At 73.7% G+C, this 22,660-nt stretch carries 24 protein-coding genes; 11 read left to right on the top strand and 13 right to left on the bottom strand.

Translation table 11 applies throughout. The features are described from left to right. Window positions 1–14 precede the first annotated feature (14 nt). From sdhA to sdhC, 3 genes are read right to left on the bottom strand one after another with little or no spacing between them, the layout of a single operon-like run. Complete coding sequence (sdhA, locus tag ACFQS7_RS01285) at window positions 15–1,826, bottom strand: succinate dehydrogenase flavoprotein subunit (protein WP_380065207.1); 1,812 nt, start codon at window positions 1,824–1,826, stop codon at window positions 15–17. 20 nt (window positions 1,827–1,846) lie between these two features. Further along, window positions 1,847–2,245 carry a succinate dehydrogenase, hydrophobic membrane anchor protein gene (gene sdhD, locus ACFQS7_RS01280; protein WP_380065206.1) on the bottom strand — a complete coding sequence of 133 codons (399 nt, stop codon included), beginning with the start codon at window positions 2,243–2,245 and terminating at the stop codon, window positions 1,847–1,849. Window positions 2,246–2,257: 12 nt separating this feature from the next. Next, window positions 2,258–2,707 carry a succinate dehydrogenase, cytochrome b556 subunit gene (gene sdhC / locus ACFQS7_RS01275; protein WP_380065205.1) on the bottom strand — a complete coding sequence of 150 codons (450 nt, stop codon included), beginning with the start codon at window positions 2,705–2,707 and terminating at the stop codon, window positions 2,258–2,260. 148 nt (window positions 2,708–2,855) lie between these two features. Here sdhC and ACFQS7_RS01270 point away from each other — a divergent pair, with 148 nt between their 5' ends. Further along, complete coding sequence (locus ACFQS7_RS01270) at window positions 2,856–2,996, top strand: hypothetical protein (RefSeq protein WP_380065204.1); 141 nt, start codon at window positions 2,856–2,858, stop codon at window positions 2,994–2,996. A gap of 168 nt (window positions 2,997–3,164) precedes the next feature. Here the strand turns inward: ACFQS7_RS01270 and ACFQS7_RS01265 are convergent, their stop codons facing one another. Beyond that, on the bottom strand, window positions 3,165–3,479 hold the full coding sequence (locus tag ACFQS7_RS01265; protein ID WP_380065203.1) for a DMT family transporter: 315 nt from the start codon (window positions 3,477–3,479) through the stop codon (window positions 3,165–3,167). Window positions 3,480–3,553: 74 nt separating this feature from the next. Here ACFQS7_RS01265 and ACFQS7_RS01260 point away from each other — a divergent pair, with 74 nt between their 5' ends. Further along, window positions 3,554–4,408, top strand: a complete 855-nt coding sequence (locus ACFQS7_RS01260) for a DMT family transporter (RefSeq protein WP_380065202.1) — start codon at window positions 3,554–3,556, stop codon at window positions 4,406–4,408. On the opposite strand, the gene ACFQS7_RS01255 is transcribed toward ACFQS7_RS01260, so the two are convergent. From ACFQS7_RS01255 to ACFQS7_RS01230, 6 genes are all read right to left on the bottom strand, one after another. Further along, window positions 4,362–5,549 (bottom strand): MFS transporter, encoded by a 1,188-nt coding sequence (locus ACFQS7_RS01255; protein WP_380065201.1) that lies wholly within the window; start codon window positions 5,547–5,549, stop codon window positions 4,362–4,364. The genes ACFQS7_RS01260 and ACFQS7_RS01255 overlap by 47 nt on opposite strands. A 36-nt stretch (window positions 5,550–5,585) precedes the next feature. Beyond that, window positions 5,586–7,358 (bottom strand): ABC transporter ATP-binding protein, encoded by a 1,773-nt coding sequence (locus ACFQS7_RS01250; RefSeq protein ID WP_380065200.1) that lies wholly within the window; start codon window positions 7,356–7,358, stop codon window positions 5,586–5,588. A gap of 14 nt (window positions 7,359–7,372) precedes the next feature. After that, window positions 7,373–8,566, bottom strand: a complete 1,194-nt coding sequence (locus ACFQS7_RS01245; RefSeq protein WP_380065199.1) for a CCA tRNA nucleotidyltransferase — start codon at window positions 8,564–8,566, stop codon at window positions 7,373–7,375. Beyond that, window positions 8,563–8,808, bottom strand: coding sequence for a hypothetical protein (locus ACFQS7_RS01240; RefSeq protein WP_380065198.1), 246 nt, complete (start codon window positions 8,806–8,808; stop codon window positions 8,563–8,565). The genes ACFQS7_RS01245 and ACFQS7_RS01240 overlap by 4 nt, the downstream gene beginning before the upstream one ends. Before the next feature lie 71 nt (window positions 8,809–8,879). Next, window positions 8,880–9,443 (bottom strand): CoA pyrophosphatase, encoded by a 564-nt coding sequence (locus tag ACFQS7_RS01235; RefSeq protein WP_380065197.1) that lies wholly within the window; start codon window positions 9,441–9,443, stop codon window positions 8,880–8,882. A gap of 69 nt (window positions 9,444–9,512) precedes the next feature. Continuing rightward, window positions 9,513–10,094, bottom strand: a complete 582-nt coding sequence (locus ACFQS7_RS01230) for a DUF1285 domain-containing protein (protein ID WP_380066182.1) — start codon at window positions 10,092–10,094, stop codon at window positions 9,513–9,515. Window positions 10,095–10,251: 157 nt separating this feature from the next. Between ACFQS7_RS01230 and ACFQS7_RS01225 the strand changes: the two genes are divergently transcribed. From ACFQS7_RS01225 to ACFQS7_RS01200, 6 genes are all read left to right on the top strand, one after another. Continuing rightward, entirely contained in the window at window positions 10,252–11,292 is a 1,041-nt protein-coding gene (locus ACFQS7_RS01225) for an AAA family ATPase (protein ID WP_380065196.1), read from the top strand. Further along, a complete protein-coding gene (locus tag ACFQS7_RS01220) occupies window positions 11,285–12,244 on the top strand; it encodes a DUF58 domain-containing protein (RefSeq protein WP_380065195.1) in 960 nt (319 codons plus the stop codon). The genes ACFQS7_RS01225 and ACFQS7_RS01220 overlap by 8 nt, the downstream gene beginning before the upstream one ends. 97 nt (window positions 12,245–12,341) lie before the next feature. Then, on the top strand, window positions 12,342–15,095 hold the full coding sequence (locus ACFQS7_RS01215; RefSeq protein ID WP_380065194.1) for a DUF4159 domain-containing protein: 2,754 nt from the start codon (window positions 12,342–12,344) through the stop codon (window positions 15,093–15,095). Further along, window positions 15,096–17,186, top strand: coding sequence for a hypothetical protein (locus ACFQS7_RS01210; protein ID WP_380065193.1), 2,091 nt, complete (start codon window positions 15,096–15,098; stop codon window positions 17,184–17,186). Continuing rightward, window positions 17,186–17,545, top strand: a complete 360-nt coding sequence (locus tag ACFQS7_RS01205) for a hypothetical protein (protein WP_380065192.1) — start codon at window positions 17,186–17,188, stop codon at window positions 17,543–17,545. Before ACFQS7_RS01210 ends, ACFQS7_RS01205 begins: the two co-directional genes overlap by 1 nt. Before the next feature lie 36 nt (window positions 17,546–17,581). Next, window positions 17,582–18,250 carry a hypothetical protein gene (locus ACFQS7_RS01200; protein ID WP_380065191.1) on the top strand — a complete coding sequence of 223 codons (669 nt, stop codon included), beginning with the start codon at window positions 17,582–17,584 and terminating at the stop codon, window positions 18,248–18,250. Window positions 18,251–18,395: 145 nt separating this feature from the next. Here the strand turns inward: ACFQS7_RS01200 and ACFQS7_RS01195 are convergent, their stop codons facing one another. Then, on the bottom strand, window positions 18,396–18,971 hold the full coding sequence (locus tag ACFQS7_RS01195; protein ID WP_380065190.1) for a TIGR04282 family arsenosugar biosynthesis glycosyltransferase: 576 nt from the start codon (window positions 18,969–18,971) through the stop codon (window positions 18,396–18,398). Continuing rightward, on the bottom strand, window positions 18,968–19,642 hold the full coding sequence (locus ACFQS7_RS01190) for a TIGR04283 family arsenosugar biosynthesis glycosyltransferase (RefSeq protein WP_380065189.1): 675 nt from the start codon (window positions 19,640–19,642) through the stop codon (window positions 18,968–18,970). The genes ACFQS7_RS01195 and ACFQS7_RS01190 overlap by 4 nt, the downstream gene beginning before the upstream one ends. A 90-nt stretch (window positions 19,643–19,732) precedes the next feature. Between ACFQS7_RS01190 and ACFQS7_RS01185 the strand changes: the two genes are divergently transcribed. Further along, complete coding sequence (locus ACFQS7_RS01185; protein WP_380065188.1) at window positions 19,733–20,851, top strand: PA0069 family radical SAM protein; 1,119 nt, start codon at window positions 19,733–19,735, stop codon at window positions 20,849–20,851. A 164-nt stretch (window positions 20,852–21,015) separates the two neighbouring features. Here ACFQS7_RS01185 and ACFQS7_RS01180 read toward each other — a convergent pair whose 3' ends face one another. Beyond that, window positions 21,016–21,429 (bottom strand): cupin domain-containing protein, encoded by a 414-nt coding sequence (locus ACFQS7_RS01180; RefSeq protein WP_380065187.1) that lies wholly within the window; start codon window positions 21,427–21,429, stop codon window positions 21,016–21,018. Between the two features lie 147 nt (window positions 21,430–21,576). Here ACFQS7_RS01180 and ACFQS7_RS01175 point away from each other — a divergent pair, with 147 nt between their 5' ends. Together ACFQS7_RS01175 and ACFQS7_RS01170 are read left to right on the top strand one after the other, a co-directional pair. Then, entirely contained in the window at window positions 21,577–21,993 is a 417-nt protein-coding gene (locus ACFQS7_RS01175; RefSeq protein WP_380065186.1) for a cupin domain-containing protein, read from the top strand. After that, window positions 21,994–22,620, top strand: a complete 627-nt coding sequence (locus ACFQS7_RS01170; RefSeq protein WP_380065185.1) for a ribonuclease HII — start codon at window positions 21,994–21,996, stop codon at window positions 22,618–22,620. Window positions 22,621–22,660 lie beyond the last annotated feature (40 nt).

Raw genomic sequence — 22,660 nt, 5'->3', positions numbered from 1 at the left:
GGGGGCGTGCTTCCTTAGTAGACCCGCGCCTTGGGCGGGAAGACCTGGACCTCGTTGGTCAGGGTGCGCATCTTGACGTCGCGGTAGTCGAGCTTGACCGCGCCCTTGTCGTCGACCCAGGCGAGGGTGTGCTTCATCCAGTTGACGTCGTCGCGCTCGGGGTAGTCTTCCTGCGCATGGGCGCCGCGGCTTTCCTTGCGCGCCTCGGCGCCGACGATCGTGGTCAGCGCGTTGCCGATCAGGTTGTCCAGCTCCAGCGCCTCGACCAGGTCGCTGTTCCAGATCAGCGAACGGTCGGCGATCCTGATGTCGCCATAGCCGGCATGGACCTTGTCCATCTTCGCCACGCCCTCCTTGAGCAGGTCGGAGGTGCGGAACACCGCGGCATGCGTCTGCATGGTCCGCTGCATGTTCAGCCGCAGCTCGCCGACCGGGGTGGAGCCCTTCGAGTTGCGGACGCGGTCGAGCCGATCGAGCGCCGCCTGGCCGGCATTGGCCGGCAGGGCCGGCTGGGAGGCACCCGGCTTGATCGTCTCGGCGGCGCGGTGCGCCGCGGCGCGGCCGAACACCACCAGGTCGAGCAGCGAGTTGGTGCCCAGCCGGTTGGCGCCGTGCACGGACACGCAGGCCGCCTCGCCCACCGCCATCAGGCCGCGCACCACGCGGTCCTGGTCCTTCGCCGTCGGGTTCAGGACCTCGGTGTGGATGTTGGTCGGGATGCCGCCCATGTTGTAGTGGACGGTCGGGAGCATCGGGATCGGCTCCTTGGTCACGTCGACGCCGGCGAAGATCTTCGCGGTCTCGCTGATGCCCGGCAGCCGCTCGTGCAGGATCTCGGCGCCCAGGTGTTCCAGGTGAAGGTGGATATGGTCCTTCTCCGGCCCGACGCCGCGGCCTTCGCGGATCTCCACCGACATGGCGCGCGAGACGACGTCGCGCGAGGCGAGGTCCTTCGCGGTCGGCGCGTAGCGCTCCATGAAGCGCTCGCCCGCCGAATTCGTCAGGTAGCCGCCCTCGCCGCGGGCGCCTTCGGTGACCAGGCAGCCCGAGCCGTAGATGCCGGTCGGGTGGAACTGGACGAACTCGTTGTCCTGCAGCGGCAGGCCGGCGCGCAGCACCATCCCGCCGCCGTCGCCGGTGCAGGTATGCGCCGAGGTGCAGGAGAAGTAGGCGCGGCCGTAGCCGCCGGTCGCCAGCACCACGGACTGCGCGCGGAACCGGTGGATGGAGCCGTCCTCCAGGTTCCAGGCGGTGACGCCGCGGCAGACGCCGTCCTCGTCCATGATGAGGTCGAGCGCGATATACTCGACGAAGAACTCGCAGTTATGCTTCAGGCTCTGCTGGTACAGCGTATGCAGGATGGCGTGGCCGGTGCGGTCCGCCGCGGCGCAGGCGCGCATCGCCGGGGTCTTGCCGTAGTCCTGCATGTGGCCGCCGAAGGGGCGCTGGTAGATGCGCCCGTCCTCGGTGCGGCTGAACGGCACGCCGTAGTGCTCCAGCTCGATGATCGCCGGGATCGCCTCGCGGCACATGTACTCGATCGCATCCTGGTCGCCCAGCCAGTCCGACCCCTTCACGGTGTCGTACATGTGCCAGCGCCAGTCGTCCTCCCCCATGTTGCCCAACGCGGCGCCGATGCCGCCCTGCGCCGCGACGGTGTGGCTGCGGGTCGGGAAGACCTTGGTGATGCAGGCCGTCTTCAGGCCCGATGCGCCCATGCCGAAGGTGGCGCGCAGCCCGGCACCGCCGGCCCCCACGACGACGACGTCATAGGTGTGGTCGACGATGCGGTAGGCACCGCGGGAGGGTGAGGTGATCGCGTTCATGGTCCGTATCCCTATCCGCGTCAGACCGCGATCCTGAGGACCGCGAGCGCCGAGGCGATGGCAAGCAACCAACAGATGGCCTTGATCGCCAGAATGGAACCCATCTTGACCCATTCCTGATTCGCATAGTCCTCGACGATCACCTGCATGCCTGCCGCCGTGTGGTGGAAGGCAAGCGCGATCGCGGCCAGCAGCAGCACCGCATTGACCGGATGGGCGATCCAGGCGCGGGTTTCCACATACGGCGCGCCGGCGAGCGAGGCGGCCGAGAGGGCGAACCAGAGGGTCAGCGGCAGCAGGGCGGCGGAGGTGACGCGCTGCATCCACCAGTGATGCGTGCCGCCCTTGGCGGAGCCGAGCCCGCGCACCCGGCCGAGCGGCGAGCGGAGCACGGTGTTCTTGGCATATTCATTGGCCATGGGTGTGGTTCCTCAGCTCGCCCAGGCGATGATGGCGACCAGCCAGGTCAGCACCGTCATCACGGCGGTGGCGATCAGCACGGCACGGCCGGACTTGTAGGTGGACGGCAGGTCGTAGCCATAGCCGGCATCCCAGGCGAGGTGCCGGACGCCGTTCAGCGTGTGGTACCAGGCCGCGGCGGTCAGCCCGACCATGCCCAGCACGCCGAGCCAGGAGGTGAGGAACCACGAGACGGCGTCATAGGCGCCCGGCCCGGCGGCGGTCGCCACCAGCCACCAGACCAGGATCACCATCCCCACGGTCCAGACCACGCCGGTGATCCGGCCGGCGATCGACATGGCGCTGGTCAGCTGCATCATGTCGTACACCTGCAGGTGCGGCGACAGGGGCCGGCGGATGGGCGTGCCATCCGTTCGGCGACCTTCCATGGTCGCCTCGCGCGAGTCCTGCATGATGGACATGGATGTATTTTCACTCCTGGGATCGGCCGCCCGCGGCGCGGCTTCCATGTGACCGGTCTTCTATTGTGCCCTGCGGCAAAGCGTCAATTGCAGCTGGGCATGCAAGCAATCGTAGACAAGGGGGTATTAGGAATAATATCCTTGCAGCATGTCCCATCCCTCCCCGCCGGACCCGCCCCCGCCGCCGCGCCCGCCCTGGCTGCAGAAGCTGCGCCCCTGGGCGGAGCTGCTGCACCGGCTGCTGGCGGCGGTTGCCGCGGCGATCGCCATCTGGAAGGGACTGGGATAAGGCCACGAGCCTGCTTGACGAGACCCTAAGGCCGCGACGGGCGCGGCGGTTCATTGCCCCGCCGGTCTTCCATCGGCGATGGGGGCCGCCGGTCGGCCTCGGGAAAAAGTTCCGCATGGCGGAAAGGTCGGTGCGACAGGGTTCCGGGCCGTGCCGACTCCGGCATCGTCACCCCGCCAGCTTCAGCCCGGCCACCCCGGCGAGGATCAGCGCAAGGCAAAGCACCCGCGCGGCGGTGGCCGGGTCACCCTCCATCCCCATGCCCCAGAGCGCGGTGCCCAGGGCGCCGATGCCGACCCAGACGGCATAGACCGTGCCCATCGGCAGGACCTGCAGGGCGCGCGACATGCAATAGAAGCTGACCGCCATGGCGCCCACCGTGGCGGCGCTCGGCCCCAGCCGGGTGAAGCCTTCGGTATACTTCAGCAACACGGCCCAGACGATCTCGAAGCAGCCGGCAACACCCAACCAGACCCAGGCCATTCGGTACTCTCCCGGCTTGACAGCGGCGGGTTTCCCCGGCGCGGTGACGGTCAGGGAACGCAGCCAAGGGCCGGATGACCAGCGCCATTCTCTTCGCCCTGCTCTGCAACCTGCTCTATGCGGTCGGCTATGCCCTGGCGAAGCTGCTCTCCGGCAGCCTCGACCCGCTGGAGATCACCTTCCTCCGCAGCGTGCTGGTGCTGGTCGCGGCGATGGGCGTGACCGGCCTGCGCCCCGGCACGGCGGCGGCCTGGGGGCATGCGCTGGCGCCGCCGCGGGCCCGGGACCAGCGGCTGGCGGCCCTGGCCCTGGTCGCCTCCACCACCATCAGCGTCTTCGGCTATGCGCTGCTGCCGGTGACCGAGGCCTCGGCGCTGGGCTTCACCGGCCCGATCATCCTGACCGCCTGCGGCGCGCTGCTGCTGCGGGAGAGGGTCGATGGCCGGCGTTGGGCCGCGCTATGCTGCGGCTTCGCGGGGATGCTGGTGATGCTGCGGCCGGGCGGCGGGCTGTTCGCCCTCACCTCTCTGGTGCCCATCGCCGCGGCGCTGGCCTATGCGCTGTACCAGGTGCTGGTGCGGCGGCTGCGCGGCGTGGCGGATGCCAAGGATGCGCTGGTGCAGGGTGCCTTGTGCGGGACGCTGCTGCTGGCGCTGCCGGCGCTGGTGGTGTGGCGGATGCCCTCGCCCGCCGTGCTGGCGCTGGTGCTGCTGTTCACCGCGGTGCAGACCGCGGCGCTGGCGGCGCTCGCCGCCGCGGTGCGGCGGGCGGAGGTCTCGGCGATCGCGCCCTGGCACTACTCGCGGCTGGTCTTCGCGCTGGCGATGGACGCGCTGCTGTTCGGCCGGGTGCCGCCGCCCGAGGCACTGGCCGGCGCGCTGCTCATCGCGGCAGGGGGGCTTGTGCTGCTGCGGCGGCCGCCAGGCTGACGCCGAGCGCCGCCAGCGCCACCAGCGAGGCGCCGAGGAAGCCCACCGCCGCCAGGATCGGCGTCGCCGGCGCCCCGGTCACGTCGCGCAGCAGCCCGGCCAGCGCCGGCAGCACCGCCATCCCGGCATAGAACATCATGTAGTGGATGCCGACGCCGAAGGGCCGGCTGCCGGGCGACAGCACGCGGCCGAGGCAGGCCATGATCAGGCTCGCCGGCGGCGCCGAGAGCAGGCCGCAGGCGACCAGCATCGGCACGGCCGGCCAGCCTGCCACCAATCCCAGCAGCGCCGCCGCCATCCCGAGGATGCAGCCGGCGCAGGCCAGCAGCGGCCGGCCCAGGCGCTCGACCAGCGCGCCGCCCAGCGGCAGCAGCGGCAGGATCGCCCAGCCGACCAGGGAGGCGACGGCGCCTGCCTCGGCCGGGCTGGCGCCCTGCGCCACCAGGAAGGCCGGGGCGAAGCCGAGCAGCACGGCGAAGGCGGCGTTGTAGAACGCCCAGAGCGCGCCGACCGCGAGCAGCCCGCCCCATTCGCCGGGCAGCAGCCGCGCCATGCGGGCGACCGGGCCGCGCTGCCCCTCCGGGTCCGCTCCCTTCGGCACCGCCCAGGCCAGCAGCGGCAGGGCCAGGCCACAGAGCGCGGCGGAGCCGGCCAGGCCGAGGCGGAAATCCTCCCCCGCCAATGGCAGCAGCAGCAGCGCCGCGGCGATGCCGACCGGCCAGGCCGAGAGCATGACGCCCATCGCCGGCGCCAGGGCCGGGCCGGCGAAGCGGTCCAGCACCCGCTTGGCACAGGCGATCGTCAGCAGGGCCGAGCCGCCGCCGGCGACCAGCCGCCCGAGCAGCGCCATGCCGAAACCCGGCGCCAGCGCCACCACCACCCCGCCCAGCGTCATCAGCGCCACGCCGGCCAGCAGGATCCGCCGGTCGCCGAAGCGGGCCAGCAGCCAGCCGGCCGGCAGCGCCACCGCGACGCCGGCCAGCGAATAGGCACCGATCAGCGTCCCCAGCGCGGTCCAGTCGGGCACCAGATTGCCCACCAGCAGCGGGCCGAGCGCACCCACCGCCTGGAACTGCACCCCCATGGCGATGCGCGCCACGCCGATCAGCAGCAATTCGAGCCAGCGGTTGCGCGGGGTCATCGGCAGGCTGCGTCCCGGCGGGCGCGGTCGGCGGCGTCAGGCAGCGACCGTGTCCGCGCCGCCGAAAGCCTGGGTCCGGACCAGCCGCGCATAGAGCCCGTCCTCGGCCATCAGCGCCGCATGCGTCCCCTGCTCCACCGCCCGGCCATCCTGCATCACCACGATCCGGTCGGCCTCCCGCACCGTCGCCAGCCGGTGGGCGATGACCAGCGTGGTCCGGCCCTGCCGCAGCCGGGCCAGCGCCGCCTGCACCAGCGCCTCGTTCTCGGCATCGAGCGCGCTCGTCGCCTCGTCCAGCAGCAGCACCCGCGGGTCGCGCAGCAGGGCGCGGGCCAGCGCCACGCGCTGCTTCTGTCCGCCCGAGAGCCGCCCCCCGCCGGTGCCGAGCGGCGTTCGGTAGCCCTCCGGCAGCGCCGCGATGAAGTCGTGCGCGGCGGCCGCCCGGGCGGCGGCCTCGACCTCGGCCGCGGTCGCGCCGGGCCGGCCGCAGGCGATGTTGGCGAAGGCGGTGTCGTCGAACATCACCGCATCCTGGCCGACATAGGCGATGGCGTCGCGCACCGAGGCCAGCGTCGCCGTGCGCAGGTCGGCGCCGTCGATCCGCACCGCGCCCGCGGTCGCGTCGTACAGCCGCGGCACCAGCGCCAGCGCGGTGGACTTGCCGGCGCCGGAGGGGCCGACCAGCGCCACGGTCTGCCCCGGCTCGGCGGTGAAGCTCAACCCCTCCAGGGCCGCATCCGGCGTGCCGTCGTAGTGGAAGCCCACATCGGCGAACTCCACCCGGCCCTGGCCCGGCGGCAGCGGCGCGGCCCCCGGCGCATCCTGCACCCGGCGCGGCACGTCGATCACCGCGAAGACGCGCGAGAGGCCCGACAGCCCCTCCTGCAAGGCGGCGTTCAGCGAGCCCAGCGAGCGCACCGGTCGCGCCGCGATCAGCACCGCGGCGACGAAGCCGGTGAACTCGCCGACCGTGCCCTGGCCCTGGGATATGCGCCAGCCGACGAAGCCCAGCACCGCGGCAACGGCCAGGCCGCCCAACGCCTCCAGCGTCGGGTCCAGGCTGGCGCGGGTGCGGGCGATGGAGAACAGGCTCTCGCGCAGCCGGGCGAAGGCGCGTTCGGCCCGCGCCTCCTCCTGGCCCTCCAGCCGGTAGGCGCGGACCACGCGGGCGGCGGCGAAGCTTTCGGTCAGTTGCGCCGCGGTCTCGCCCATCCGTTCCTGCATCCCGCCCGAGGCGCGGCGGATCCGCTTGCCGAGGCGGAGGATCGGCACCACCGCGATCGGGTAGAGCGCCACCGCGATCAGCGACATCTGCCAATCCAGCCAGACCATCGAGCCGACCAGGCCGATCACGGTCAGCACGTCGGCGGCACCGTTGATGGATTTGGTCAGCGCCTCGCGGATGGCGGCGGCGTCCACGGTGAATCGCGTCGCGTGCCGGGCCGGGGCATCGCGCACCACGGCGGCCAGGTCGGCCCGGGTCAGGGCGCGGAAGAGATCTCCCTGCAAGGCCTCGATCACCCGCAGCACGATGGACTGCACCGCGACCGCCTGGCCGTATTGCGCCAGGGCCTTGGCGCAGGTCACGCCGATGATCACCAGCGGCAGCAGCCAGGCGAGGTTCTGGTCGCCCTTGCTGAAGCGGTCGAAGCCCTGCTGGATCACCACCGGGTACAGCGCGGTGAGCCCGGCCAGCGCCAGGGTGGAGAGCACGGCGAGCACGATGCCGCGGCGATGCCGCGCCAGGTAGTCGCGCAGCAGGCGGCGGATCAGCACCTGGGAGGACGGATCGACGGGAAGGGCAGCCATGGCGCCGGGGGGTATCAGATCGTCGGGCCTGCGGCCAATTCCCGCAGGCGGGCCCGGCAGGCCGCGGCATCGTCGGTGCAGCCGCGCGCCAGCCACCAGGCGCGGACCTGCTCCAGCACCGCGCCGATGCGGGGGCCCGGCTCCAGCCCGGCCTCGATGGCGTCGCGGCCCTTGAGCGGGAAGACCGGCGGCTGGGTCGCGCGGATGCGGGCGCGCAGGGCGGCCCAGTCGCCGGGCAGGCCGCGCGCCTCGGCGATCCAGGCGGCATCTACCAGGTCGGCGGGCGGGGCCTGGGCCAGGGCCCGCCACAGGTCGGCGCCGTCCGGCTGGCCGCGGATGGGATCGAGCCGCCGCGCCGCGCCGTATCGGCTGGCCTCGGCGGCCGACCAGCGCAGGCGTTCCGGCAACGCGGCGTCCGTGGCGTCCGGCCCGACCAGCGCGGCGCAACGCAGCAGCGGATCGGCCGGCGCGCCGGCCGCGACCAGGGCGCCGAGCACGCCGAGGTCGGCGCCTTCCGGCAGCACCGCCGCCAGCACCCCGGTCTCCGCCATCAGCGCCAGGGCCGCGCGCGGGTCGGGCGCCGCCAGCAGGCGCTTGAGCTCCATCCAGACCCGCTCGGCCGAAAGCCGCGCCAGGCCGGGGACCGCGGCGCGGATCGCGGCCAGCGCCGCCGCATCGGGCGCGCCCTGCCCGTAGCGCGCCTGGAAGCGGAAGAAGCGCAGCGCGCGGAGGTAGTCCTCGGCCAGCCGCGTCGCCGGGTCGCCGACGAAGCGCACCCGCCCCGCCGCCAGGTCGGCCCGGCCGCCGAAATAGTCCCACACCACGCCGTCTGCGCCCATCGACATGGCGTTGATGGTGAAGTCGCGCCGCGCCGCGTCCTCGCGCCAGTCGGTGGTCCATTCGACCGCGGCGTGGCGGCCGTCGGTGGCGACGTCGCGGCGCAGGCTGGTGACCTCGACCGGCGCCTGGTCCAGCACGGCGGTGACGGTGCCGTGCGCCAAGCCGGTCTCGAACACCTTGAGCCCGGCCTCGCGCAGCCGGGCGATGATCGCCTCGGGCGGCCAGGGCGCGCCGAGATCGACATCCTGCACCGGCCGCCCCGCCAGCAGGTCCCGCACCGCCCCGCCGACCACCCGCGCCCCGGGCAGCGCCGCCAGCACCGCCGCCGCGGCGCCGCCCCGCAGGAGGCTGGGTGGGTCCTGGCTCACGGCGCCCGCTGCCCCGGGATCACCCGGCCATCCGGGCCGAGCTGCGCCGGCACGTAGACCTCGTGCGGCGGCATGGAGACCGAGAGCCCGTACCAGACCGCGACGCCGAACATGAGCAGCACCCCGAGCACCGCCGCCAGGATGAAGCGCGAGCCGGGCTCGATCCCCGGGTTGAACCGGCGCCACAGCGCGAAGGCGATGAAAGGCAGCAGAAAGAGGATGAATTCGATCAGATAGGGCATCAGTGCGCCATCAGGGGGTTGGCATCATGGCATGGCAACGCGGCCCGTGCTCGTTCCACCACTCCCGACCGTCAATGGCCGCGCAGCACCTTGGCCAGGTTGACCAGGATCGCCGCCGTCGCCCCCCAGATATAGTGCCGCTCATGCGGCCAGACCCAGAATTCCCGGGTCATCCCCTGCCATTCCCGGCTCCGCCGCTCCGGCGCCTGCGGGTCGAGGATGAGGGAGAGCGGCACCTCGAAGGGCTCCTCCACCTCGCGCGGGTCGGCCACCAGGTTCAGCGGCGGCGGCACCAGGGCGACCACCGGGGTGATGTGGAAGCCGGTGCCGGTCTGGTGGTCCGGCAGCCGCCCCAGCAATTCCGGCAGCCGCGGGTCGAGCCCGACCTCCTCCGCCGCCTCCCGCACCGCCGCGGCCTCGGGCGTCTCGCCGGCCTCGATCCGGCCGCCGGGGAAGCTGACCTGGCCGGCATGGGCCGACATCTTGGCCGCCCGCAGGGTCAGCAGGATGCTGGGCCGCGGATGCAGCACGATCGGCACCAGGACGGCGGCGAATTTCATCGCGCCGACCCGGAAACCCTCGGAATCGTTGAACTTGGTCGTGCCGACCAGGGCAAGCGCCGCCGGGTCGGCCATGCGCGCGGCAATCTCCGCAGCTGTCACGCCGGTGCAGTCCCCCTCAGCATGCCACCCCGGCAGCCTGCATCATTCCGCCGCGACGTCCAGCGCGCCGATCTCGTCGATCGGGAAGAAGACGCCCTCGCTCCAGACCCCGAGCACCTCGCGCCCGTCCAGCGTCTCGGTCTGGCCCAGCGCGACCAGCTCGTAGAAGACGGCGCGGTTGATCTTCGCCTCCAGCCCCGGCCGCACCGTCACGTAGGGCCGCGGCTCGCGGGTCTTGGGGCACAAGTGGACCCGGATCGGGTGCTCGGCATCGGCGGTGACCAGCTGGTCGAGGTTGGTGCGGAAGGTCAGGCATTGCCGCGGCCTGCCGTCGCCGCAGTCGCAATCCTTCCACCACAGCTCGACCGCGACGAAGGGGGCGTCCTCGACCTCGATCCGGCCGCGCTCGACCGGCGTCTCCAGCCAGTAGCTGCCGTCCGGCTCGCGCCGCAGCACGCTGGCGAACAGGCAGACCAGCTCCTTGCGGCCGATCAGGCCGCCCTCGTGGTACCAGGCGCCGTTGCGGTCGATGCGGATCTTGTAATGGCCGGCCTCGTGTTTCGGCCGCAGGCCACCGCCCGCATGCCCGGCGGCGCCCTTGGGCGGGCCATCCACGGGCCTCATCTGGTTCTGCACGACCGCCTCCCCATTCACCGCTTTGTCTGCGACGCCGCTGGCCATAGGCTTGCCTATCCACATCTCTGGCACACGTCCGGGTGACGCCAAGTCGCCAGGGCGTCGCCAAGGACGCACCGCCGCCAATATAGGGATCGGGTCGGGGATGATTGAAGTGGCCGGCACCACGAAGGACAGCATGAACGGGAACTCCTCCCCCAGCAGCGACCCCGTGGCCCTGGTGGCGGAGGTCGAGGCGCTCGGCGAACGCCTGCAGCGGGTTCGTGATTCGGTCGGCCGCGTCATCTTCGGGCAGGAGGAGGTGGTCGAGCACACGCTCATCACCCTGCTTTCCGGCGGGCATGCGCTGCTGGTCGGCGTGCCCGGCCTGGGCAAGACCAAGCTGGTGGAAACACTGGGCTCGGTGCTCGGCCTCGATGCCCGGCGGGTGCAGTTCACCCCGGATTTGATGCCGGCCGACATCATCGGCTCGGAGGTCCTGGAGGAGGCCGCGGACGGCCGCCGCGCCTTCCGCTTCCTGCCCGGCCCGGTCTTCTGCCAGCTGCTGATGGCGGACGAGATAAACCGTGCGAGCCCGCGCACCCAATCGGCCCTGCTGCAGGCGATGCAGGAGCACAAGGTGGCGGTCGCCGGCCATGTCCACCCGCTGCCCATGCCCTTCCACGTGCTGGCCACGCAGAACCCGATCGAGCAGGAAGGCACCTACCCGTTGCCGGAGGCCCAGCTCGACCGCTTCCTGCTGGAAGTCGAGATCACCTACCCGGACGAGGCCGCCGAGCGCGCCATGCTGCTGGCGACCACCGGCGCACAGGATGCCCGGCCGGTGCCGGCGCTGACCGCGGCCGAGCTGATGGCCGCCCAGGCGCTGATCCGCCGCATCCCGGTCGGCGAGGGCGTGCTCGACGCCATCCTCCGCCTGGTCCGCGGCGCCCGGCCGGAGCATGCCGACGACCCGATGATCAGGAAGCAGCTCGCCTGGGGGCCGGGCCCGCGCGCGGCGCAGGCGCTGATGCTGGCGACCCGGGCCCGGGCGGTGCTGGATGGCCGGCTGGCCCCCTCGGTCGACGACGTGCTCGCCTTGGCCCAGCCGGTGCTGCGGCACCGCATGGCGCTGAATTTCTCCGCCCGCGCCGAAGGCATCCAGGTGTCCGACGTGATCGAGACGCTGAAGGCCAAGCTTGGCTGAGCCGGGCAAGCCCCCTCCCGTCGGCGCCGCGGCGCTGCGCGCCGAGGCGCCCAAGGGAGGAAACCCCAGCGCCGCGGCGCTGCGCGCCGAGGCGCTGGGCGCCCGCCTGCCGCCTTTGGTGGTCGCCGCCGACCGCGTCGCCGCCACCGTGCTGCAGGGCGTCCATGGCCGCCGCCGGGCCGGCCAGGGCGACGCCTTCTGGCAGTTCCGCCCCTTCCTGGCCGGCGACACGGTCGGCCGGATCGACTGGCGGCAGAGCGCCAAGTCGGACCGGCTGTTCATCCGCGAAACGGAATGGGAGGCGGCGCAGACCATCGCGCTGTGGTCGGACGCCTCGCGTTCGATGGAATGGGTCTTCTCCCCCGACCGCCCGACCAAGCGGGACCGGGCCGACCTGCTGACCGCGGCGCTCGGCGCGCTTGCCCTGCGCGGCGGCGAGCGGGTGCGGCTGATCGGCGGCGCCGGGCGCAGCCATGCCGGCCGGGCCGGGCTGACCTCGCTGGTCGAGACCATGACCACCGTCACCAAGTCCCGCGCCCTGCCCTCGCCCGACCACAGCCTGCCGCGCCACGCCCGGGCGGTGCTGATCGGCGACTTCATGGCGCCGCTGCCGGAGATCCATGCCGCGGTCGCCGCCCTGGCCGCCTGGCCGGTGCGGGGCCATATCCTGCAGGTGCTGGACCCCGAGGAGGAAACGCTGGGCGAAGGCAACCGCGCCTATGCCGGGCGCGTCCTGTTCGAATGGGGCGACGCTGGACAGGGTGGCGGCCAGGCCATTCTGGTGCCCCGGGTCGAGGAGGCCCGCCCGGTCTATGTCGAGCGCCTGCGCCACCACCGCGAGGGGATCGCCGCCATCGCCGCCGCCGCCGGCTGGGGTTTCATGACCCATCATATCGATCAGCCGCCACAGACGGCTTTGCTGGCCTTGTGGCAGGCCCTGGCGCCACAATAGGGGCTGACCGCATGGGCACCCCCGTCATGCCGCTGGGCTTCCAGGCGCCGCCTTCCCCGGCGGCCGGCGCATCCGCCGGCTGCGTCCCGGCCTGCCGATGCTGAGCCTCGGCCCCGTCGCCTTCGCCGCGCCCTGGCTGCTGCTGGCTCTGCCCGCGCTGCCCGTCCTCTGGTGGCTGCTGCGGGTCACCCCGCCGGCGCCGCGCCGCATCGCCTTCCCGGCGCTGCGCCTGCTGCGCGACCTGCCGCTCGCCCAGGAGACCCCGGCTCGCACCCCCTGGTGGCTGCTGCTGCTGCGCATGGCCGCCGCCGCGCTGCTGATCCTGGGGCTGGCCCAGCCGGTGCTCGGCCCCGGCGTCGGCGGCGCGGCCGGCCAGGGGATGCTGCTGCTGGCGGTGGACGATGGCTGGGCCGCCGCGGCCGATTGGCCGGCCCGCATGGCCGCCGCCGGCGGCGCGCTGGACCGCGCCGGGCGGGAGGGCCGCCGCGCCGCCCTGCTGGCCACGGCGCCTGCCGAGACCGGCGACCCGCCCCGGGTCCTCGGCCCGATGCCGGCCGAGGACCTGCGCGCCCGGCTGGCCGCGCTGCGGCCGAAGCCCTGGGCGCCCGACCGCGCCGCGGCGCTGGCCGCCTTCCAGGCCTGGCGCGGCGGCAATCCCGGCGCGCTCTCGACCCTGCTGGTCAGCGACGGCGTCGAGCACGGCGACACGGCGGCCGGTCCCTTCCAGGCCGCCCTGGCCGAGGCCGGGGGCCTCACCGTCGCCCGCGCCGAGGCCAGCCCGGTCCGCCTGCTGCCGCCCCCGATCGCCGAGGCCGACCGGCTGCGCCTGCGGGTCCAGCAGGCGCCGCTGCCGACCGCGACCGAGGCGGTGGTCCTGGCCCGCACCGGCGACGGCCGCGCCATCGCCCAGGCCAGCGTCGCCCTTCCGGCCGGCGCCACCGAGGGCGAAGGGGTCCTCGAACTGCCGGTCGAGCTGCGCAATCAGGTGGTGCGCCTCGAGATCGAGGGCGAGACCGGCGCCGGCGGCGTCGCCCTGCTGGACGAACGCTTCCGCCGCCGCCCCGTCGGCCTGCTGCCGCCGCAGGAGGAAAGCGCCGACGCGCCGCTGATCGGCGACCTCTTCTACCTCGACCGGGCGCTCGCCCCCTTCGTCGAGCTGCGCCGCGGGCCGCTCGACCGGCTGCTGGCCCGGCCGATCGCGGTGCTGGCCCTGGCCGACCGGCCGGTCGCCGAGGGCGCCGAGCGCGAGGCGCTGACCCGCTGGGTGGAGCGTGGCGGCACGCTGATCCGCTTCGCCGGCCCGCGCATCGCCGAACGGCCGGACCCGCTGCTGCCGGTGCCGCTACGGGCGGAACGCCAGCTCGGCGGATCGCTGTCCTGGGAGCAGCCGCAGCGCCTGGCGCCCTTCCCGGAGAATTCGCCCTTCCTCGGGCTGCCGGTGCCGGAGGAGGTGACGGTGGAGCGCCAGGTCCTGGCCGAGCCCTCCTCCCGCCTGACCGAGCGGACCTGGGCGCGGCTGGGCGACGGCACGCCGCTGGTCACCGCGGAATCCCGTGGCCAGGGCCGCGTGGTGCTGTTCCACGTCACCGCCAATGCCGAATGGTCGAACCTGCCGCTGTCGGGGCTCTTCGTGCAGATGCTGCGGCGGATCGTGGCGCTCTCGGCCGGCATCCAGGGCAACGAGGGCGATGCGCCGCTGGCGCCGCTGGAGGTGCTGGACGGCTTCGGGCGGCTCGGCGCGGCGCCGCCGGCGGCGGCCCCGGTGGCCGCCTCGGCGATCGAGACCACGGTGCCCTCCCCGCGCAACCCGCCGGGCTGGTACGGCACGCCGGGCCAAAGGGACAGGGATGATGCCGCCAATGCCGCCTATCGCCGGGCGCTGAACCTCGGCGGCGCCATCCCCGGGCCGCGCGCCGCGCCGCCGCCGCCGCCGGGCGCCGCATTGCTCGCCATCGGCGGGGTGCCGGCGGAGCGCGACCTCGGCCCCTGGCTGCTGGCCGCGGCGCTGCTGCTGCTGGCGGCCGACCTGGTGATCGGGCTGGTGCTGCGCGGGCTGCTGGCCCTGCCGCGGCTGGCCCGGGCCGGCGCGGTGGCGCTGGCGCTGCTCGCCGCGGCGCCGGCGCAGGCCCAGCGGGCGCCGGCGGCCGAGAGCGACCCGGCGCTGGCCACGCGGCTCGCCTATGTCGTCACCGGCGATTCCTCCATCGACGAGACCCAGCGGATGGGCCTCGTGGGGCTGTCCGACTTCGTCAACCGCCGCACCGCCGCGGCGCTGGCCGATCCGGCCGCGGTGACGCCGGGGCAGGACGACCTCTCGCTCTTCCCGCTGCTCTATTGGGTGGTGACGCCGGATGCGCCGCAGCCCGAGCCGCAGGCGGTGACCGCGCTGAACGACTTCATGCGCCACGGCGGCATCATCCTGTTCGACACGCGGGACGAGGGCAGCGGCGAGGGCTTCGCCGCCGGCGCCAGGCCGGCGCTGCGGCGGGTGACGCGCGACCTGGCCATTCCGCCCTTGGCCCCGCTGTCCGAGGACCATGTCCTCAAGCGGTCCTTCTACCTGCTGCCGGACCTGCCCGGCCGTTTCGCCGGCGGCCAGGTCTGGGTGGCGCGCGATCAGGACCGGGCCAACGACAGCGTCTCCCCGGTCATCCTCGGCGGGCATGACTGGGCGGCGGCCTGGGCGGTGGATGCGCGCGGCAACAACCCCTTCGCCGTCATCCCCGGCGGCACGCGGCAGCGCAGCCTCGCCTACCGCTTCGGCGTCAACCTCGTGATGTACGCCCTGACCGGCAACTACAAGGGCGACCAGGTCCATGTGCCGGCCATCCTCGAACGGCTGGGGAACTAGATGCAGCAGGCCTTCGCCGGGATCGACCTCTCGCCCATCATCCCGCTCTGGCTGCTCGCGGCGCTTGGGGTGGTGGCGGTGCTGGCGCTGGCCCCGGCCTTCTGGAGGCGGGCGCGTGGGGCGCCGCTGCGGGCGCTGGTCTTCGCCTTAATCCTGCTGGCCCTGGCCAATCCGCGCCTGGTGGAGGAGACGCGGGAGACCCGCCCCGACATCGCCCTGGTGGTGGTCGACCGCTCCGACAGTGCCCGCATCGGCACCCGCGCGGCCCAGGTCGAGGCGGCGCGGACCGTGCTGGAAGACCGGCTCGGCCGGCTGCCGGAGCTGGAGGTGCGCACCGTCGAGGTGCCGGAAGGCGGCAACCAGGGCACCAGGCTCTTCGGCGCGATGGAACAGGCGCTGGCGGAGATCCCCCGCGCCCGGCTGGCCGGCGTCATCGCCCTGACCGACGGCCAGGTGCACGACGTGCCCGGCGCCTCCCCGATCGAGGCGCCGTTCCACGCCCTGCTGCCCGGCCGGCCGGGCGAGACCGACCGCCGCCTCCGGGTCATCGAGGCGCCCGGCTTCGGCATCGTCGGCCGCAGCGTCGAGCTCCGCGTCGCGGTCGACGACCTCGGCGTGCCGAACGCGACCGGGGCGGCCCGGCTCACGGTCCGCCGCGACGGCGCGCCGCCGCGGATCGAGAGCGTCCCCGTCGGCCGCGAGCACCGGATCGAGATCCCCATCGAGCGCGGCGGCCCGACCGTGGTCGAGCTCGCCGCCGAAGCCCGCCCCGGGGAGGTCTCCGAACTCAACAACCGCGCCGTCGTCACCGTCACCGGCGTGCGCGACCGGCTGCGCGTGCTGCTGGTGAGCGGCGAGCCGCATGCCGGCGAGCGCACCTGGCGGCGCCTGCTGAAGGCCGACCCGGGCGTCGACCTCGTGCACTTCACCATCCTCCGCCCGCCGGAGAAGGACGACCTGACGCCGCTGAACGAGCTGGCGCTGATCGCCTTCCCAGTGCGCGAGTTGTTCCAGGTGAAGCTGCGCGAATTCGACCTGGTGGTGTTCGACCGCTTCGCCAATCGCGGCATCCTGCCGCCCGCCTACTTGCGCAACATCGCCGACTATGTCCGCGGCGGCGGCGCCCTGCTGATGTCGGTCGGGCCGGAATTCGCCGGCCCGGTCAGCCTGGCCGCGACGCCGCTCGGCGCCGTGCTGCCGGCGCGGCCGGCGGCGGGCGGCCAGTCCGGCGCGGCGGAAGGCGCCTTCCGGCCGATGGTCACCACGCTCGGCGCCCGCCATCCGGTGACGGAGGGCCTGACCGGCGCCAATCCGGACGACCAGCGCGAGGCCACATGGGGCCGCTGGTACCGCAGCATCCGGGCCGACCAGCGCGGCGGCACCGCGGTGATGGAAGCCGCCGGCGGCGCCCCGCTGCTGGTGCTGGACCGGGTCGGCGAGGGCCGCGTCGCTTTGCTGCTGTCCGACCATATCTGGCTCTGGTCGCGCGGCCATGACGGCGGCGGCCCGCAGGCGGAACTGCTGCGCCGCGCCGCGCACTGGCTGATGCGCGAGCCGGAACTGGAGGAGGAGGACCTGACCGCCCGGATCGAGGCCGGCCGGCTGCAGGTCCAGCGCCGCAGCGTCGAGACCGTACCGCCGCCCGAGGTCACCGTCACCGCCCCCGACGGCAGCACCCGCCGCGCCCCGCTGCAGCCCGGCCCGGGCGGCCGCGCCACGGCGGAGCTGGCGGCCGACCAGCCCGGCGTCTGGCAGGTCTCGGACGGGCGGCGCAGCGCCTTCGTCGCCGCGGTGTCGGCCAACCCGCTGGAGGTCGCCGACCTGCGCGCCGACCCAGGGCGGCTGGCGCCCATCCTGGCCGCGACCGGCGGCGCCGCGCGCTGGCTGGGCGCAGCGGCCGAGCCGGCGCTGCCGGAGCTGCGCCGCGTCGCCCCCGGCCGCGACGCCCAGGGGGGCGGCTGGATCGGCCTCCGCCGCAACGGCGACCACACGGTGACCGGCATCGCCGCCATGCCGCTGCTGCCGCCCTGGCTGGCACTGCCGCTCGTGCTGGGCGTTGCGGTGCTCGCCTGGCGACGAGAGGGACGTTGATGCGCCACCTGCTGCTTTTCCTGCCGCTGCTGCTCGCGGCCTGCGCGACCGAGCCGCCGCTCGAGGTCCGGCTGCAGCCGCTGGTCGGCAAGACCGAGGCCGAGCTGGTCCAGGCGCTCGGCGTGCCGAACGCGACCTACGAGGTCGACGGCAACCGCTTCCTGCAATACGAGGACCAGACCAGCACGGTCTATCCGGGCGACCCCTTCTGGGGCGGCCGCTACCGCCGCTTCGGCGGGCCGATCTATTCGCCGCCCCTGGTGGTCACCCGCACCTGCGCCATCACCTTCGCCCTGGCCGGCCAGAAGGGGGAGCACCGCGTCGGCAGCTTCACCTTCCGCGGGAATGGTTGCCGGTAGCTGGCGGCGAGCCCGGACCCGGGGTAAGCAGGCGGGATGCGCGCCCTGATCCGTCTGTTCACCCTTGCTCTGCTCGCCTGGATCGCCCTGCCGGTCGGCGAGGCCGCGGCCCAGTTCGGCCGCGGCAGCACGACAAGCCGGGTCCCGCGCGACCAGGGCACCGCGGTCCGGCCGCCGCCGCCGGCCTTGCCGGGCCTGCAGAACCGCCGCGCGCCGGACCCGATCCCGGCCGACCCCAACCAGATGCTGTCGCCCAATGCGGCGCTGTTCGATGCCATCAACCGCGGTGACCTGCCGGCGGCGCGCGACGCGGTGGCGCGCGGCGCCGACCTCGAATCGCGCAACGTGCTCGGCCTGACGCCAACCGATGCGGCGGTCGACCAGGGCCGCAACGAGATCATGTTCTACCTGCTGTCGGTGCGCGGCGGGACCCGCGTCGCCGGGCCGCCGCCCGAGGCGCCGCCGGCCGCCAGGCCAGGCAGGCGCGGCGCCGCGGACACCGCGCGGCCGGCCGCGGGCGAGATCGACCGCAGCGTGCCGATGCCGGCGCCGACGGTGCGCAACGCCCGGCTCTGGGCCGGGGATGGCGGGGCGCCGCTGCCGGATATCGGCTTCCTCGGCTTCGATGCCGGCCGGCCGGCGGGGGCGGTGGCGCCCGCCTCGGCATCGCCGCGGCCGACGCCGGCGAGGCGTGGCCGGGGCTGAGATGCCAGGCAGGAAGTAAGCCTGGGGAGGAAGTATTCTCCCCAGGCCCCTCTTCCATTTCCCTGGGCTTGGCACCTGCCGCGCGGCGAGTGCCGAGCCCACCAGAAGCAAAGGTGGGGTTCGGGGAGGAAATGCCTTTTCCTTCCTAGCCGCCGAGCGCGGCCAGGTCCGCCGCGGTATCCACATCCCTCAGCCGCCGCAGCAGCGCCACCCGGTGGCGCCGGCAATTTCCCAGCGTATCGGCCAGCGCATGCTCGCTTGACCAGCGCACCCCGACGAAGGGCGCCGCCGGCCGGCGCGGGCCTAAGCCCACCAGCCAGTAGCCGCCATCCTCCGCCGGGCCGAACACCGCATCCGCCCGGCCGAGCGCCCGGAAGGCCGCGGCGATGTCGGCCCGGCCGAGACCGGGGATGTCGCAGCCGACCAGCACCGCTCGGCGATGCCGTGCCAGGGCCCGCCCCATGCGTCGGCCGAGGTCGCCGCCGCCCTGCGGCCGCATCGCCAGTCCTCGGGGATGTCCGGTCGGCCAGCGGATGCGGTCCGGCGTCACCACCAGCTCGGTCCGCCAGCGGCGGTCCCGCCCGGCCTCCCGCAGCAGCCGGCCCAGCTGGCCGCGGTAGAAGCGCAGCGCCGCGAGCGGGCCGATGCCCGCCGCCAGCCGCCGCTTGACGGTGCCGAGCCGCGGCGCCCGGCAGAAGACGATGAGCGTATCGCCCCTCATGAATAGAGCCTGGCGATCAGCCGCGGCGGGACGCCGAGGAACCACAGGGAAAGGCAGGCCAGGTTGCGGGCGGACCGCCGGCGCCAGCCATCCCGCCGCCAGCGCTCGGCCGAGGTGAGGGCGGCCACCGGCAGAACAGAGAGGCGATGCCGGCCGATCCGGCGGACCAGGTCGACATCCTCCATCAGCGGGATCGGCCGGTAGCCGCCCAGGGCGTCGTGGAAGGCGTGCGACAGCAGCAGCCCCTGGTCGCCATAGGGCAGCGCCAGCACGCGGCAACGCCAGGCGACCCGGCGTTCCAGCCGGCGCGCCGCGGGCGCGGCATCGTCCAGCGCGAAGCCGAAATGCGCCGCCCAGCCGGCATTCCCGGGCACCGCCATGAAGCCCCGCACCGCCGCGGCCCAGCCGGGCGCCGGCCTGGTATCGGCATGCAGGAAGAGCAGCCAGTCGCCGCCGGCCGCCGCGGCGCCGGCCGCCAGCTGCGAGCCGCGGCCACGCGGCGCCGCGACCAGCCGCGCCCCGGCCGCCCGGGCGAGTTCCGCCGTGCCGTCCGTGCTGCCGCCATCCGCCACCACGACCTCGGCCCCCGCCTCGGCGCAGGCCGCCAGCACGCCGCCCAGGCTGCGGGCGGCGTTCAGCGTCGGGATGATGATGGTCAGGCTCTGTTCCAAAGGTTTCCTTAACCTTCTGTTCCCATCCTGTTCTTGACAGCGCCCCGCCGCACCCGGCAAGGTGGCGACGAACAGAATGGGAACTCCGCCATGCCGGATGGTCTCGACTTTTCTGCCGGGATGCTGGCCCCGCGCAAGGGCCGCGGCGCGGTCTCGAACCCCGCGGTGCGGTTCGTGAGCACGGCGCGCGATGCCTTCGACGATGGCTGGGGGACGCTGGCCGATCTCGCCGACCTGCCGCCGCTGCCGACGACCCTGATCCGGGAGGCGGCGAAAAGCGCCATGGCCTGGAACGACAGCCCGGATATCGGCTTCGACCGCGCGATCAACCCCTACCGCGGCTGCGAGCATGGCTGCGTCTACTGCTATGCCCGGCCGAGCCACGCCTATGTCGGCTATTCGCCCGGCCTGGATTTCGAGACCAAGCTGCTGTTCAAGCCCGACCTGCCGGCGCTGCTGGAGAAGGAGCTGAGCCGCCCGGGCTACGTGGCGCGGCCGGTGGCGCTCGGCGCCAATACCGACCCCTACCAGCCGGTCGAGCGCAGCCTGATGATCACCCGCCAGGTGCTGGAGGTGCTGGAACGCTTCGGCCATCCGGTCACCATCGTCACCAAGTCGGCAGGCGTCCTGCGCGACCTCGACATCCTGCGGCGGATGGCGGCGCGCAACCTGGTGCATGTCTGCCTGTCCGTCACCACGCTGGATGCCAGCCTGGCGCGGCGGATGGAGCCCCGCGCGGCCTCCCCGCTGCGGCGGCTGGAGGCGATGCGGGTGCTGGCGGCGGCGGGCGTGCCGGTGGGCGTCCTGGCGGCGCCGATGATCCCCGGGCTGAACGACGCGGAGCTCGAGCGGATTTTGTCCGAGAGCTGCAAGGCCGGCGCCAGCCGCGCCGGCTACGTGCTGCTGCGCCTGCCGCTGGAGATCCGCCAATTGTTCGAGGAATGGGCCCAGGCGCATTTCCCCGACCGCGCGGCGCGGATCATGGCCCTGGTACGGGAGACCCGCGGCGGCCGCGCCTATGACAGCCGCTTCGGCATCCGCCAGACCGGCACCGGCGCCTATGCCGACATGCTGGCGCGGCGCTTCCAGCTGGCGGCGACGCGCCTCGGCCTCGGCGGGACCAATGCCCGCAGCCAGCCACTGGATTGCACGCAATTCGCCCCGCCGCCCGGCGCGCGTACGGCGGGGCGGCAGCTGGAGCTGCTATAGGCCATGCCCGCCGCCCCGGCCTTTTGTCCGAAAACCGCGCGACGGCATGCTCAAGGTGTCCAACGGCCTTTCGGCCTTTGGCGGGAAGGTCAGGAAGGGCAGCGCCCTTCCTGGGTGCCCCTCCCCCTTTGTCCGAAAGCCGCTTGAGCCCGGCGCTGGCCGGGTCAGGCCTTGTCCTGGGTGAAGAAGGGCCTCCCATCGGCGAAGATGTTCGGCTTCAGGAAGATGCCGAGGATGGTCGCGCCTTCCTTCCCGGCCCAGGCGACATGGGTATTACCCTCCGGCCGCCAGACGAACTGGCCGGGCAGGCACTCGCCCTCCTCGTCGACGAAATGTCCGGCCAGCACGTAGGTCTGCTCGATCGCGGTATGCTCGTGCAGCGGCACCTCGGCGCCCGGCTCCAGCTCCATCAGCAGCGTCGCCATGCCGCTCCCGTCCGAATAGAGCGTCTTGCACCTGATGCCGGCGAATTTCGTGGTTTCCCACGGCATGTTCGGCACGTCGAGGAAGACCGAGCGGGGCGAGACCTCGTCCGCCGTCAGCCGCTTGCGCATGGTTTTCTGGGCACCATCGGGCATGGGACGCCTCCTGTTTTCTTCTTGGCGCAAGGAGACTAGGACGGGCGGGCCACAGCTGGGAACCACGATCCTTCGGCCGGCTTGCCGCGCCGCCCGTTGCGGACCTAGGGTTGCACATCACACACGACCTCAGGGCGGACGATCGTCATGGCATCACGTCGCGGATTCCTCGCCTGCGCCATCTGCAGCGCCATCGGGCTGGTGGCGACCGGCGTCGATGCGCCGGCCCTGGCGCAAGGGGCCCCCGCGCCGGGGGGCGTGGTGCGCAAGATGCTGAGCACCATCGACTATCCGGGCGACGGCAAGGTCTCCATCCTGATGACGCTGGAGGCGCCGGAGGGCACCGTCATCGCCCGCCACACCCATCCGGGGATCGAATCCTCGGTGGTGACGGAAGGCGAACTGGAGCTCGAGGTGCAGGGCCAGGCAGCGAAGCGTTTCGTCGCCGGCGAGGGCTTCCAGGTGCCGGCCGGCCTGCCGCATGGCGGCAAGGTGCTGAAGAAGGCCAGGCTCGCCATCACCTATGTGGTCGAGAAGGACAAGCCGCTCGCCTCCCCCGCCTGAATGCCCGACTTCGCGCTGGAGACGGCGGCGGGCGGCCGCGTCGCCGGGGTGGACGAGGCCGGGCGCGGGCCGCTGGCCGGCCCGGTGCTTGCCGCCGCGGTGGTCTTCCCGCGCGGCGTGCCCGCGGCGCTGGCCGTGCTGCTCGACGACAGCAAGCGGCTGAGCCCGGCACGGCGCGACCTCGCCCTCGCCGCGCTGCTGGCCGCCGCGGCGCGGGGCGAGGCGGAATACGGCATCGCCGCCGCCTCCGCCGCCGAGATCGGCCGGCTGAACATCCTGCACGCCACCCATCTGGCCATGGCCCGCGCCGTGGCCCGGCTGCGTGCCCTGCCCGACCTGGCGCTGGTCGACGGCAACCGGCCGCCGGCCCTGCCCTGCCCGGTGCGCTGCGTTGTGGGCGGCGACGGGCTCAGCCTGTCGATCGCCGCGGCCTCCATCCTGGCCAAGGTGACGCGGGACCGGGCGATGGCCCGGCTCGACCCGCGCTGGCCGGCCTATGGCTTCGCCGGCCATGCCGGCTACCCGACGCTGCGGCACCGCGCCGCGCTGGCCACGCACGGCGCCTGCCCGCACCACCGCCGCGGCTTCGGCCCGGTCGACCGGGCCACCGTTGCCACCCGGCCATAAGCCACACTCGGGCAGGTATGCACCGTCCCCGCCCAGGCTT

It is taken from the genome of Dankookia sp. GCM10030260 (assembly GCF_042666655.1).
Taxonomy (GTDB): domain Bacteria; phylum Pseudomonadota; class Alphaproteobacteria; order Acetobacterales; family Acetobacteraceae; genus Paracraurococcus.
Note: the sequence above shows the minus strand (reverse complement) of the source record. Positions and strands in the feature narration are given on the sequence as shown.

Coding starts and splice junctions, on each gene's coding strand:
- sdhA (WP_380065207.1), bottom strand. CDS start 1,826: ATGAACGCGATCACCTCACCCTCCCGCGGTGCCTACCGCATCGTCGAC.
- sdhD (WP_380065206.1), bottom strand. CDS start 2,245: ATGGCCAATGAATATGCCAAGAACACCGTGCTCCGCTCGCCGCTCGGC.
- sdhC (WP_380065205.1), bottom strand. CDS start 2,707: ATGTCCATCATGCAGGACTCGCGCGAGGCGACCATGGAAGGTCGCCGA.
- ACFQS7_RS01270 (WP_380065204.1), top strand. CDS start 2,856: ATGTCCCATCCCTCCCCGCCGGACCCGCCCCCGCCGCCGCGCCCGCCC.
- ACFQS7_RS01265 (WP_380065203.1), bottom strand. CDS start 3,479: ATGGCCTGGGTCTGGTTGGGTGTTGCCGGCTGCTTCGAGATCGTCTGG.
- ACFQS7_RS01260 (WP_380065202.1), top strand. CDS start 3,554: ATGACCAGCGCCATTCTCTTCGCCCTGCTCTGCAACCTGCTCTATGCG.
- ACFQS7_RS01255 (WP_380065201.1), bottom strand. CDS start 5,549: ATGACCCCGCGCAACCGCTGGCTCGAATTGCTGCTGATCGGCGTGGCG.
- ACFQS7_RS01250 (WP_380065200.1), bottom strand. CDS start 7,358: ATGGCTGCCCTTCCCGTCGATCCGTCCTCCCAGGTGCTGATCCGCCGC.
- ACFQS7_RS01240 (WP_380065198.1), bottom strand. CDS start 8,808: ATGCCCTATCTGATCGAATTCATCCTCTTTCTGCTGCCTTTCATCGCC.
- ACFQS7_RS01235 (WP_380065197.1), bottom strand. CDS start 9,443: ATGGCCGACCCGGCGGCGCTTGCCCTGGTCGGCACGACCAAGTTCAAC.
- ACFQS7_RS01230 (WP_380066182.1), bottom strand. CDS start 10,094: ATGAGGCCCGTGGATGGCCCGCCCAAGGGCGCCGCCGGGCATGCGGGC.
- ACFQS7_RS01225 (WP_380065196.1), top strand. CDS start 10,252: ATGATTGAAGTGGCCGGCACCACGAAGGACAGCATGAACGGGAACTCC.
- ACFQS7_RS01215 (WP_380065194.1), top strand. CDS start 12,342: ATGCTGAGCCTCGGCCCCGTCGCCTTCGCCGCGCCCTGGCTGCTGCTG.
- ACFQS7_RS01210 (WP_380065193.1), top strand. CDS start 15,096: ATGCAGCAGGCCTTCGCCGGGATCGACCTCTCGCCCATCATCCCGCTC.
- ACFQS7_RS01205 (WP_380065192.1), top strand. CDS start 17,186: ATGCGCCACCTGCTGCTTTTCCTGCCGCTGCTGCTCGCGGCCTGCGCG.
- ACFQS7_RS01200 (WP_380065191.1), top strand. CDS start 17,582: ATGCGCGCCCTGATCCGTCTGTTCACCCTTGCTCTGCTCGCCTGGATC.
- ACFQS7_RS01195 (WP_380065190.1), bottom strand. CDS start 18,971: ATGAGGGGCGATACGCTCATCGTCTTCTGCCGGGCGCCGCGGCTCGGC.
- ACFQS7_RS01185 (WP_380065188.1), top strand. CDS start 19,733: ATGCCGGATGGTCTCGACTTTTCTGCCGGGATGCTGGCCCCGCGCAAG.
- ACFQS7_RS01180 (WP_380065187.1), bottom strand. CDS start 21,429: ATGCCCGATGGTGCCCAGAAAACCATGCGCAAGCGGCTGACGGCGGAC.
- ACFQS7_RS01175 (WP_380065186.1), top strand. CDS start 21,577: ATGGCATCACGTCGCGGATTCCTCGCCTGCGCCATCTGCAGCGCCATC.
- ACFQS7_RS01170 (WP_380065185.1), top strand. CDS start 21,994: ATGCCCGACTTCGCGCTGGAGACGGCGGCGGGCGGCCGCGTCGCCGGG.